Consider the following 12,276-nt stretch of genomic DNA (forward strand, 5'->3'; position numbering starts at 1 on the left):
ATTTAGGCCGCGATGAACTCGTTCCACTTGCGGACCATGTAGTCGTTCTCGTCCATCACGGCGTTCCAGCAGGCGACGCCGCCCATACGGTCCTCGTAGGAGCCGCCGTCGCGCACCGCGCCGGCCTTCTCCAGCAGCGAGCCGTCGGGCGCCTTGATGTCCTTCTCTGCCGGCTTGCCTTCCATCCAGTAGGCCCACTCATAGGGCTCCATGTGCGCCTTCGCGGTGGAGAGCACGGCGGAGTAGTAGCCCTGGCGGTTGAGATAGGCGCCGGCATAGCCGGACAGGAACCAGTTCACGAACTCATAGGCCCATTCGAGCTTGGCACCCGACACGCCCTTGGAGACGCAGAAGCCCGACGCCCAGGAGCGGTAGCCTTCCTTGAGCGGCTGGAAGGTGCAGGGGATGCCCATCGAGCGCACCTTCGTCACCGCCGGCGACCACATCGACTGGATCACGGTTTCACCCGAGGCCATCAGGTTGACGCTCTCGTTGAAGTCTTTCCAGAAGGCGCGGAACTGGCCGGCCTTCTTGGCTTCCGTCATCACCTTCATGGTGAGATCGATCTCTTCCTTGGTCATGTTGCCCTTGTCGGCATATTTGTACTTGCCGGTGGCTTCCACGACCATCGCGGCATCCATGATGCCGATCGAAGGGATGTTGAGGATCGAGGCCTTGCCCTTGAATTCGGGGTTGAGCAGCTCCGCCCAGGAGCTGATCGGGCGCTTGATGATGTCGGGGCGGATGCCGAGCGTGTCGGCGTTGTAGACGGTCGGGATCAGCGTGACGAACTCGGTGGCCGAGGTCGCGAACTTCTTGGAGTCCTTGCCTTCGAGATAGAGCACCTTCCAGGGCGCAGTGCCCTGGTTGCCGATCTTCTTGCCGCCTGGCGTCTCGCCCTTGGTGAAGACCGGCGTGATGTTGTCGAATTCCTTGATCTTCTTGGCGTCGAGGGCAAGGATGTTGCCCGACGGCACCAGCTTCTTCAGCGAGAAATATTCGGTGTCCAGCACGTCGAAGGAGTTCGGCTGGGTCATCACGCGCTTGGTGACGTCGTCGGTGGTCGCGGTGATGTATTCGATCTTGATGCCGGTGTCCTTCAGGCACTGCTTGGAGATGTCATCGCCTTCGTTCACGGCGGTGCCGAGATAGCGCAGCACCTTCGCATCGGCCGACTTCACATAGGGAAAGCCGGTGATGGCGCCGGAGCCGGCGGCAAGGCCGGCAAGACCCGCGGTGCCCTTGAGCAGCGTGCGGCGGCTGACGCCTTTCGTCCTGGTGGTCTCGGTCATATCAGTCACTCCTCTGTTGCGCATTCCAGTGATCGATCGGCGCTATTGCAGGCGCTGCGCCTTGGCGGGATCCCAGGTCGCCAGCACGCGGTCGCCCGGACGGAACGGGTGAACGTCGAAGGTGGCTTCCGGAACGTGGGAGAACAGGGCGGTGCCGTCGTCGAGCGTGAGCGAGACGGCGATGTAGGAGCCCTGGTACTCGGTCTGGGTCAGCAGCGCCGGCGCGCCGAACGCGCCGTCGGCGAACGGCACGATGCCGAGCTGATCGGCGCGCACGGCGATGAGGTTGCCGGCGTCGCTGAGGACGTTGTGGCCGCCGATGAAGCGCGCCACGAATTCGGTGCGGGGATGATGGAAGATGTCGCGGGCCGAGCCCTGCTGCTCGATCTTGCCGTGGTTCATCACCACGATGTGGTCGGCGAGCGCCATCGCCTCTTCCTGGCCGTGGGTGACCTGGATGAAGCTGATGCCGAGCTCGCGCTGCAGCCGCTTCAATTCGCCGCGCATCTTCACTCGCAGGAACGGATCGAGCGCCGAGAGCGGCTCGTCGAGCAGCAGGATCTGCGGCTCGGTGATCAGCGCGCGTGCCAGCGCGACGCGCTGCTGCTGGCCGCCCGAGAGCTGCGCCGGCAGGCGGCCCGCATACGGGCTCATGGCGACGAGCTCGAGCAGTTCGCTGGCGCGCTTGTGGCGGGTCGGCTTGTCGATGCCGCGCATCTTCAGGGCAAAGGCGACATTGTCGATCACGCTGAGATGCGGAAACAGGGCGTAGGACTGGAACATCATCGCGGTGCCGCGCTCGGCCGGCGGCAGATCGGTGACGTTCTGCGCGCCGAGGACGATGTCACCCTCGCTGACCGCCTCGTGGCCGGCGATCATGCGCAGGGTCGAGGTCTTGCCGCAGCCGGAGGGGCCGAGCAGGCAGCAATAGGTCCCGGCCGGGATCTTCAGGTTGACGGTGTCGACCGCCAACGTCGTGTCGTAGCGCTTGGTGACGGCGACCAGTTCGAGAGCGGCGGGAGTGGCCATGGCGTGTCCGAGGAGGGCGATGCTTCCGCCTCTCTCCGCAAGGTCCGTGCCAACAGCCGTCGCTCGGCAAAATCTCAAAACTGTGCAGCGGAGTCAGATCGTTAGATCGAATCCGGCGTATTCGGGCCGTCCGCCGCCTGTGCAGTCACCTGCACACAAAACGGGCGAAGATTGTATAAAGTTTCGCCTGTGATTGGATACAGCTCGTCGACTAACATTCGAGGCCGAACGTTCGCCGATCGAGCCTCACACCCATGGCCGCCAAGACCCGCCAAAAACCCGATGCGCCAGACGCGAGCGATCGCGTCAGCCGTATCAGGGAGGGCGTGACAGCTGCGATCCTCGAGCATCGTCTGCTGCCGGGCACCAAGCTCGGCGAGGACGAGATCGGCGAGATCTATGGTGCGAGCCGTACGCTGGTGCGTACCGCGCTGCAGCAGCTCGCGCATGAGGGCATCGTCAATATCGAGAAGAATCGCGGCGCCTTCGTCGCGCGCCCGACGCCCGCCGATGCTCGCGAGGTGTTCGAGGCGCGCCGCCTGATCGAGCCCACCATCGTCGACCATGCGATCGACGCGGTCTCACCGACCTGGCTCGATCGCCTCGGCCAGCATCTTGCCGAGGAGCGCGAAGCGGAATTGCGCGGCGACGCGCGCGCCTCGGTCCGGCTCTCCGGCGAGTTTCATCGGCTCGTTGCCGAGATGAGCGGCCACAGCATCTATCTCGGTTTCCTCAAGGAGCTGATTGCGCGCTCCTCTCTCATCATCCTGCTCTATCGCCGCCACGACACGCCGGCCTGCGGCACCGACCACCACGCCGGCATCGTCACCGCGATCCGCAAGCGCGACAGAGAGGTCGCCCGTGCGCAGATGCTGTCGCATCTGAACGAGATCGAGGCTGAGCTGTTCCTGAAGGACCCCGCCGCCGACGAGCTGCGGCTGGCGGACGTGCTGGGCGCCTGAGCGCCCGCGGCCTGACGTCACGGCGACCTCCTTGATTTCATTTGCTTTGATACAATTGCCGTCGGACGAGCCGATCCCTCATCAAGGGAGGTGGCAGAGCTGCATATTGCCGCCATGGTTGTAAGTTGACGGAAGCTAAACGTCGGCGTCAACTGGGGCCAGACGTTGCGTGCCTGCCATCACCCCTCGCGTAGCCTGAACCGTACGGAAGGCTGATATGTCGGGTTTGAGGATGTCGGCCAAAGTCTTCGCGGTCGCTGCATTGCTTGGCGGCATTGCAATGGTGCTCGCAAGCCTGTCATCCGCGCGGGCCCAGGAGGCCGCGGTCCTGTTCCGCAATGTGCGGATCTTCGACGGCAAGGGCAGCGCGCTCTCGGCGCCATCCAGCGTCCTCGTCAGAAACGGCGTCATCGAGAAGATTTCAACGGCAGACGTCACGGCCACCGCCGAGGTTATCGACGGCGGCGGGCGCGTGCTGATGCCGGGGCTGATCGATGCGCATTGGCACGCGATGCTGGTCCGTCCTACGCCGGCCGCAGCTCTTGGCGACGTCGGCTACAACAATCTGCTCGCCGGCAGTGAGGCGACGGCGACGCTGATGCGCGGCTTCACCACGGTGCGGGACATGGGCGGGCCCAGTTTCGGCCTCAAGCGGGCCATTGACGAGGACCTCGTCGCCGGTCCGCGCATCTATCCCTCCGGTGCCATCATCACCATCACCAGCGGCCATGGCGACTTCCGGCAGCTCACCGATCTGCCGCGAACGATCGGCGGCATGCTCAGCCGCATGGAACTGGTCGGAGGCAGCATGGTCGCCGACAGTCCGGACGAGGTGCGCGTTCGCGCGCGCGAGCAGCTCATGCAGGGTGCCTCGCAGGTCAAGCTCACGGCGGGCGGCGGCGTCGCCTCGCCCTTCAGCCCGCTCGATGTCTCCACCTTCACCGAGCCCGAGCTGCGCGCGGCAGTCGAAGCCGCCGACAATTGGGGGACTTACGTTGTCACGCACGCCTATACGCCGGTGGCAATCCAGCGGTCGATCGCGGCCGGTGTGAGGTGCATCGAGCATGGCCACCTCATGGACGAGGCGAGTGCGAAGCTGATCGCGGAGAAGGGCGTCTGGCTCAGCACACAGCCGTTCCTCGATCTCTCAGGTGCCGCCGCTCTGGGACCGTCGGAGCAGGACAAGATGCGGCAGGTGGTTGCCGGTACGGATCGCGTCTACGCGCTGGCGAAGAAGTACAAGATCAAGACTGCGTTCGGAACCGACGTGCTGTTCTCGAAGGCGCTGGCGGACAGGCAAGGCTCAATGCTGGCCGCGCTGACGCGCTGGTACACGCCGGCCGAAGCGCTGGCGATGGCAACGTCGGCCAATGTCGAGTTGCTGAGCCTGTCGGGCCTGCGCAATCCCTATCCCGGCAAGCTCGGCGTGGTGGAGGAGGGCGCGCTGGCCGATCTCTTGCTCGTCGACGGTAATCCGCTTGAGAACATCGCCCTCGTCGAAGATCCCGCGAAGAATTTCGTCGTGATCATGAAGGCCGGCAAGATCTACAAGAACAGGTTCGCGCGCTGACGCGCATTGGTCCGATCTGCGAAATTGGACCGCTTCTAGTCCCGATCGTCGGGAACCAGCCCTTTGCGCAGCGTATCCTTTGCGATTTCCTGGACGGTGGAAGACCGCGCAGGGCTTGTCGCAACAGGGCTTGTCACAATCCCGGGGCCGTCATCGGCGGCGTGACTTCTAAGCGTCTCCAGAACCAGAAAGAATTTCTCGGCTAGCATGAGTCAATCTCGCTGACGCGTTCATCTCGCTTTCGAGAGCCGAAAGATTCGCTATCAATTCGATCACTCACTACGCGTCGCGGCAATTTAATTCGTCGCGCTCGGCGAATTATGACAATCCTCGTCGATATCTGCCGTGCGGCATGTGCATGTGGATCATGATGGGCCGCGACGTAACGTGACTATTCCTCGCGAGCCGCACCGGTTATATGCTGGCGCTCTGTCATAGAACTGTCATGTCACCGGAAATGTTAAAATCAGACGCTACGCCGGCTCGCAAAACCATGAGCGTGCCGGACGGGAATCCTGTCCCAAAGGACGGTAAGCGAACGCAAGTCATCGCCGGCTTCCTCAGGCAACGTGACGCAGCCGAGTCCGGCGCGGAACCTGCGATTGTCGAGGGCGCTGTGATTGATCAGACGCCATCGCAAGACGCAACGCCTGCACCGGAGCCGACCCAGTCGAACGTTGCGGCGCGTCCGGCCGGCGAAATCGAGCTCAAGCTTCTCGTCGATGCCGATCGCATGGCGCATTTCAGCGCTGCGCCCGTCATCGCGGCGAACGCACGCAACAAGGGCGCGCGCAAACGTCTCAAGTCCGTCTATTACGACACGCCCGAGTGGGGACTTCGGCGCGCCGGGCTGAGCTTGCGCATACGCCAGAGCGGCGCGCGCTTCGTCCAGACCGTGAAGACCGATGCCGCCGACGATCCGCTGCGACGCGGCGAATGGGAGGCGAGCGTGCCATCGCTTGCGCCCGATCCCGCTCTGGCGATGCCCTTCATTCCGGAGAAGCTTCGCGAGCAGCTCGAAACGCAGCCGCTCGAAGCGGTCTTCACGGCCGATATCCATCGGCACACGCGCATCGTCGAGCTGCCATCCGGCACGGTCGAGATCGCCTTCGACCAGGGCGAGCTGACGGCCGGCGACCGGTCGCTGCCGGTGAGCGAGATCGAACTGGAACTCAAGGGCGGCAGCGCGAGCGCGATCTACGAGATCGCGCTGCGGCTTGCGGAGCATGGCGCGGTGAAGCCGTCGATCCGCAGCAAGTCCGCGCGCGGCTTCGACCTTGCCGCCGACAAGGCGCCGTCGGCGCGCCGGCCGGGCAAGCTTCGGCTCGATCCCTCCGTCACGCTCGACGAGGCCTTCGCGACGATCCTGCGTTCCTGCTTCCTCCATCTGTTGCAATCGCTGCCGGCGGCGGAAGACGGCCGCAATCCGGAAGGCGTGCATCAGCTGCGCGTCTCGCTGCGCCGGCTGCGATCGGCGCTCGACCTGATGCGATCGGCCGGCGCGCTCAGCAATCTCGATGCGCTGCGGTCGGAAGCCAAATGGCTGGCGCAAGGACTGTCCGCTGCGCGCGACTGGGACGTGTTCCAGCTCGACACCTTGCCGGCGATCGCAAAGGCTTGTCCTTCGGTCGCGGGCTTCGATGCGCTCGGGCGGGTCGCAGCGCAGCGTCAGTCGGAGGCCTATCGCAAGGCGCACCTTGCGCTCGATGATCGCCGCTGCGCCGTCTTCCTGATCAGTCTCGGCGGCTGGATCGAGACGCGCGGCTGGCGCAACGACGTCGCGCCGGAATATCTCGGCCGGCTCGCCGAGCCGGCGGTCAATTTCGCCCAGCGCGTCCTGTCGGAGCAGCACGCCAAGCTGCTCAAGCGCGGCCGCCGCTTCAAGTCGCTCGGGGTCGACGAGGTGCACCGGGTGCGGCTCGCGGCCAAGCGTCTGCGCTATCTCGGCGAGTTTCTGTTGCCGCTGTTTTCCGATCGCAAGTCCGCGCGAAAATTCGCCCGCAGGCTCGCCGGCCTGCAGGAGGAGCTCGGCGCCTTCAACGACATGGCGGTGACGGCCTCATTGCTCGACGGGCTCGGCGCCGAAGATCGCGACAGTGCCATCGCCGCGGCCGCGATCGCCGGCTGGCAGGCGCGTGCATCGATCGGCGTGCAGCAGTCCTTGCAGGACAGCTGGCGGGATTTCACCGCCGCGCGCGTGCCCTGGTCGTCGCACGGCTGATCGCGTGCCCTCAAAAAAGTTGCGGCCAGCCATTGGGGGATGGCTGGCCGCGCGCGAACCGGTCTGGGACGGGGAGGGGTGGGGATGTGACCGGGTCGCGTAACTCGTTGTCTCGTTCCTACTGATCCTTCGCGCTGGCGGTGGAGACCGCCGGCCTGGTATCGCCGAGCGAGACCCAGACGTTGGGATCGCTCTGCGACTGGCGCTTGACGAAGCGGTAGCCGGTCTCCGTCCAGGCAACGACGTTCTCGTTCTGATTGTCGAGAACGAACTCGCCCTTGTCGGTCTTCACCGTCAGCACCGCGTGCCCTTCGCCCTTCTTGTCGCGCACGACGGTGATGAGCAGGGCCTCGCGGGGCCAGCCGGCATCCATCAGCATCTTGCGCTTCAACAGCACATAATCTTCACAGTCGCCGTAACCGTCCGACGGCAGCGACCACTTCTCGATCACGCCCCAGTGCTCCTGGTCGGTCAAAGGCTTGACGGTCTCGTTGACCCAGCGATTGACCTTGACGAGGTCGCGCCACGCGGTCTGCGACATCACGATGTCGCGCGGCTGCGTCGGCCCGCCCTGGCACTGCGCGGCATTGTCCGCACAGAACTCGACCCAGCCGATCGGCGCACGCGTGGTGTCGCCGAGGCTCGCGTAGAGCAGACGGCCTTCGCCGGCCTGCACTGTCGCGCTGATCCCGAAGAGCATGGCGGCGATCGCCAAACCCTTCCCCTGTCCCCTGAAATCAAACATTGCGGCCCCCGTTTCTTGTTGGGACCACATTTCGCACGGAGCTTTTGAGTTGCCGCTAAGTCGACCAAGTCAAGTCGAGACGAATGCAAGTAAAACGCGCGGCGAATTCGATCTATACTTGAATAGAATTCGCGTAAAATTGGAGATTACTGCAATTGATTCAAACTTTATCGATTAACCCGGAAACGCTGGCGGAACCGCCGTTTCGGCGCGCAGGCGGCCTCGCGTTAACCCGCGCCAGGGCGGTCACAACGCATGAAAAAGGCGGCGTCCGGGTCGCGGAGGCCGCCTTCAGGGCTGGAAAACCAGTGGTTTTGGCGGGCTTTCGCTTTACCGCGCGGTAACGCTCTCTTCGAGAGTCTCCGCCGGCTGCTCGTGCATGAACTCGAGCGCGAAGCCGTCTTCGAGGTTTCGGACCACGCGGCCCTGGACGCGGCCGAGCAGGACGATCGATTTCAGCGGCGGGCGGTTCTCGGCGGCAATGGCCGCGCCCGAGAGCGAGAGGTCGATGATGCGGCAGGTCATCTTGGTGCCGTCCTCGAGCGTCAGCACCGCGATCGGGTTGCGCGGCACGATACGGTCGTGGCGGCGATCCTCCGGCAGATTGAGGATGTCGCGGTTGGCGAGCCAGGTGAGCTGTGCCGCGAGCTTGTCGCGTTTCCTGGGCGTCGCCCCGATCGTCATGGCAAAGCCATTGTCGATGATGCGGGTGATCTTGCCCTCGACGCGGCCGATATGGTCGAGATAGGCGACCACGCGGTCGCCGACATTGCCGATGCCGGGGGCGAGCAGAGCGAGGCCGCCCGGCGACATGTTGATCACCTGGCAGGGGAATTCACGGCGGTCCGGCAGCATGTAGCGGCCGAGCAGGTGCACCTTGACCCGCTGGAAACGCCGACGTTCCTCGGCGGCCGGAAGAAATTTTTTGTTCGCCAACGCCATTTTCAACACCCGACCCCCGCCCGGGCGGAGTCCGGGACGACCCTAAGGTGCATAGGGTTAATGCCGCGTTAGGATCGGGCGCGCTGGTTACGGACAGACACAATGCGTTCGAACAGCCACATCAGGGGCGGGCAGGCCAGCACGGCAACCGCGCCGAGGTCGAGCGCGACCGCCGCGGTCCCGGCCGATTTGGCGAGCCGCCCGGCCAGCGCCGGCCCCAGCATCATCGCGGCATAGAACAGCGTGTAGAATACGCCCATCCCGACCGCTCGCGTTTCCGGGGCGAGCACGCGGGCGGCAAGACTCATGATCGGGCCGGCCGGATGGCCGCCGATCAGGCCGATCAGGACCAGGATCGTGATCACCCAGTCCGATCGCGGCAGCCAGGCCAGCAGCAGGGCCACCAGGAGGCTGGCTGCGATCACCAATATAAAGGGTCGCTTGAAGCGATCGGCGAGAAAGCCGCCTGCCGGAACCGAGATCACCGACAGCCACATCACGACGCTGATTGCCGAGCCTGCCGCGGCGATGCTCCAGCCGCGCTCGGCCAATAGCGTCGGGCCGAACGAGAAGATCATGGCGAAGCCGACATTATAGAGGCCCCAGATCACGCCGGCGACGATCACCGCCAGCAGGGCGAGGGGATCGAGCCGGCCCGAGCCGGTCGCGCCGACGCTGGCTCCCGGCGGCGGCTGGTAGAACGTGATCAGCACAATGCCGATCGCGGTCAGTGCGCCCACGGACAGGAACACGGCGCCCGCGCCGTAGGTTGTGCCGATCGCCGGCAGGACCAGCAGCGAGATCGCAACGCCGGCCGGCCAGGAATTGACGAAGATCGCCATCGCGGTCGCGATCTCCTTCCCCGCGAACCAGTCGGCGGCCATCTTGGTGAGCTGCACCGTCAGCAGCACGCCGCCGGCGCCGGACGCGAGCCGGCCCGCCATCTGCCAGCCCCAGACGTCGGTGGCGGCCATGACGAGGCTGCCCGCCGTCATCAGCAGCAGCGCGGCGACGGTGGTCGCCTTGTCGCCAAGAGCCCGGCCGATCGCGCCGCCCGGCAGTGCCAGCACGACGCCCGGCGTGAAATAGAGCCCGATCAGGATGCCGATATCGGCAAGGCCGACGTCGAAGGTCTGCTGCAGTAGCGGCGCGACTGCAGCCACGCTCTGGAACTGGAACGCAATGGTGAGGCGCACGACGAACAGGATCGCAAGAATGCCCCAGCGATTGCGCAATGCCTCAACTCCCCCAGGCCCTCAATCGAGGGTGCGGTGGGGAGGGACCAGAGTCAACCGGCCGCCTTCCTCGTCGCGCGCCCATAGAGCAGGCACAGCAGCGCCAGCAGCACCGCGGCCGACAGCCCGAGCGACCAGTGGATGCCGATCGCCGCGCCGAACACGCCGACCGTGATGCCGCTGAACGCCCGCATGCCGAGGCCGGCCATGTTGTAGAGACCGACGACGCGGCCGCGGATGTCATGCGGTGCGTTCAGCTGCACCAGGGCCTGCGCCATGGTGTTGAACGACAGCTCGAAGAAGCCCGCGAAGAACAGCAGCACGATCGCGACCGGATAGATCCGCATTGCGGCGAAGCCGAGCAGTGCAACGCTCCAGAGCATCGCGAGCATGATCGCGGTGCGCGGCGTGCCTTTCAGCCGCCCCCAGGATTCCAGCGCGATGCCGGCGAGCAGCGCGCCGGCGGCATCCGCCGCGAGCAGCACGCTGTAGGAGACGCCGGGATCGCCATGGCCGAGATCGCCGGCAAAGCCCGGCATCTGGGCGTGATAGGCGTTGCCGATCATGAACGAGGTGAGGCCGGCGAGCCACGTCATCGCCGTCAGCACCGGCTGCGTGCCGATGGCGCGGATGGTGAGCACGATGTCGGCAAGGCCGCGCACGGCGAAGCGTCGCGCAGCCAGGCTCTTGTCCCGCACCGGCGCCCAGAACAGCCAGAGCAGCATCGGCAGATAGAACAGCGTGTTGAAGATGATGCCGTGCGAGGGGCCGAGCGTCAGCATGATGACGCCGCCCACTGCAGGTCCGACCAGAATGCCCAGATAGCGGGCCATCGCGTTCAGCCGCACCGCGCTCGGAAGGTCCGCGGGGCCGACGAGGTCGTAGAGCAGCAGCTGGTTCGGCGTCTGCCACAGCACGCCGGCGCAGCCATGGATCACCAGCAGCAGCATCGCGTGCCACATCTGGATGGTGTCGGTGAGGAAGAAGAAGCCCCATCCGGCGGAAGCGACGATGAACAGCAGCATGCCGCACTGGATGATCCGGCGCGGATCGAACCGGTCGGCGAGCCCGCCGACGGCGACCGAGAACAGCAGGAACGGCAGCCAGTGCGACAGCACGGCAAACCCGCCCAGCGTCGGCGAATGGAATTTCTGGAACACCACCCAATAGCTGATCACATGCTCGATATTGTCCGCCATCATCGCCAGCACGTAGGCCGTGAACTGGAGACGATACGGCACGGACCTCATCGCCGCGAACGAGCCGGACGCGACCATGGGATTTTGGGGAAGGGGGTTCAAGCGGGCACCTGGAAAGGACTCTTGGGGAGTTACACGTTCGCTGGCCCGTGCTCAAGACACTTGGGTGTGCTTGGACACCAGCCATGCAGTGCTGCCACAAGCTCCACCGTCATCCTGAGGTGCGCGCTCTTGCGCGCCTCGAAGGATGGGCCGCAAGCGCCGTTGCCCATCCTTCGAGGCTCCCCTTGCGATGCTAAGCATCGCAAGGGGAGCACCTCAGGATGACGGCGGTGGTTGTCGCAGGCAGGTTACGTAGCCCGGATGAGCGCTAGCGATATCCGGGACAGTGTTCCCGCATGTCGCTTCGCTCATGCGGGCTACGAACCTGCTCTTACGCCAGCGACTTCACGTAGACCGCATACGGCACGCCCAAAATATCCGGCGCCTCGCCAATCCTCACAAATCCCATCCGCAGATACATCGGCAACGCGACCGTCATGATCGGCGTCGTGTGGAGGGCGATGGCCGGCGATTGGTCGCGCTCGGCGCGGCGCAGGCATTCTTCGGTCAATTGTCGGCCGATGCCCTTGCCGCGCGCGGAAGGATCGACCACCAGCATGCGAATGACCGGCCAGGCCGGGTCGAAGAACGCCGGCTTCGGCGCTTGCGCGCCGACATACACGACGGCGCCAACGACCTGGTCGCCGTCTTCGGCAACGATGATCTCGCCGGTCTTGGCAAGCTCCGGCATCTTCGCGACGTGGGTCATGAACAGCGGCCAGTCGGAATAATGCTGCTCGAACTCTGCGAACGCCGCCAACGCGACACGCACGATCGCCTCCGCATCGTCAGCTCGATAGTCGCGCAGCATCAGCGTAGCGCTCCTTGTAGCCCGGATGAGCCAACGGGTCGGCGCAAGGCGCCGCCCGATGACAGGCTCCGCAATATCCGGGACCGCCGCCCCCGCATATCGCATCGCTCTTGCGGGCTACGAGACTGCCCGCTTGGCACGATCGCGCATCTCACATACGCTTGTCTT

Annotated in this window: 10 protein-coding genes; 3 read left to right on the top strand and 7 right to left on the bottom strand. The window is 65.0% G+C overall.

The genetic code is table 11. The annotated features are described in order from the left end of the window. Positions 1–2: 2 nt before the first annotated feature. Together XH79_RS34020 and XH79_RS34025 are read right to left on the bottom strand one after the other, a co-directional pair. The gene (locus XH79_RS34020) at positions 3–1,292 is read right to left on the bottom strand and encodes an ABC transporter substrate-binding protein (protein ID WP_211403896.1); all 1,290 of its coding nucleotides are present in this window, start codon (positions 1,290–1,292) and stop codon (positions 3–5) included. Positions 1,293–1,334: 42 nt separating this feature from the next. Then, positions 1,335–2,321, bottom strand: a complete 987-nt coding sequence (locus XH79_RS34025; RefSeq protein ID WP_271584511.1) for an ABC transporter ATP-binding protein — start codon at positions 2,319–2,321, stop codon at positions 1,335–1,337. A 254-nt stretch (positions 2,322–2,575) separates the two neighbouring features. Between XH79_RS34025 and XH79_RS34030 the strand changes: the two genes are divergently transcribed. From XH79_RS34030 to XH79_RS34040, 3 genes are all read left to right on the top strand, one after another. Beyond that, on the top strand, positions 2,576–3,283 hold the full coding sequence (locus XH79_RS34030) for a GntR family transcriptional regulator (protein WP_212341350.1): 708 nt from the start codon (positions 2,576–2,578) through the stop codon (positions 3,281–3,283). A gap of 217 nt (positions 3,284–3,500) precedes the next feature. After that, positions 3,501–4,853 carry an amidohydrolase family protein gene (locus XH79_RS34035; protein WP_442869995.1) on the top strand — a complete coding sequence of 451 codons (1,353 nt, stop codon included), beginning with the start codon at positions 3,501–3,503 and terminating at the stop codon, positions 4,851–4,853. A 457-nt stretch (positions 4,854–5,310) separates the two neighbouring features. Continuing rightward, a complete protein-coding gene (locus XH79_RS34040) occupies positions 5,311–7,074 on the top strand; it encodes a CYTH and CHAD domain-containing protein (protein WP_271584512.1) in 1,764 nt (587 codons plus the stop codon). 118 nt (positions 7,075–7,192) lie between these two features. Here the strand turns inward: XH79_RS34040 and XH79_RS34045 are convergent, their stop codons facing one another. The 5 genes from XH79_RS34045 to XH79_RS34065 all read right to left on the bottom strand — a co-directional run bounded on the left by XH79_RS34045 (position 7,193) and on the right by XH79_RS34065 (position 12,108). Further along, positions 7,193–7,819, bottom strand: a complete 627-nt coding sequence (locus XH79_RS34045; RefSeq protein WP_212341352.1) for a transglutaminase-like cysteine peptidase — start codon at positions 7,817–7,819, stop codon at positions 7,193–7,195. A gap of 330 nt (positions 7,820–8,149) precedes the next feature. Beyond that, entirely contained in the window at positions 8,150–8,761 is a 612-nt protein-coding gene (locus XH79_RS34050; protein ID WP_080134316.1) for a PilZ domain-containing protein, read from the bottom strand. A gap of 68 nt (positions 8,762–8,829) precedes the next feature. Continuing rightward, entirely contained in the window at positions 8,830–9,996 is a 1,167-nt protein-coding gene (locus XH79_RS34055; protein WP_271584513.1) for an MFS transporter, read from the bottom strand. Positions 9,997–10,049: 53 nt separating this feature from the next. After that, positions 10,050–11,273 carry an MFS transporter gene (locus tag XH79_RS34060; protein ID WP_212341552.1) on the bottom strand — a complete coding sequence of 408 codons (1,224 nt, stop codon included), beginning with the start codon at positions 11,271–11,273 and terminating at the stop codon, positions 10,050–10,052. Positions 11,274–11,628: 355 nt separating this feature from the next. After that, on the bottom strand, positions 11,629–12,108 hold the full coding sequence (locus tag XH79_RS34065) for a GNAT family N-acetyltransferase (RefSeq protein ID WP_212341358.1): 480 nt from the start codon (positions 12,106–12,108) through the stop codon (positions 11,629–11,631). Positions 12,109–12,276 lie beyond the last annotated feature (168 nt).

Source organism: Bradyrhizobium sp. CCBAU 45389 (assembly GCF_028128625.1).
Lineage (GTDB): Bacteria > Pseudomonadota > Alphaproteobacteria > Rhizobiales > Xanthobacteraceae > Bradyrhizobium > Bradyrhizobium liaoningense_B.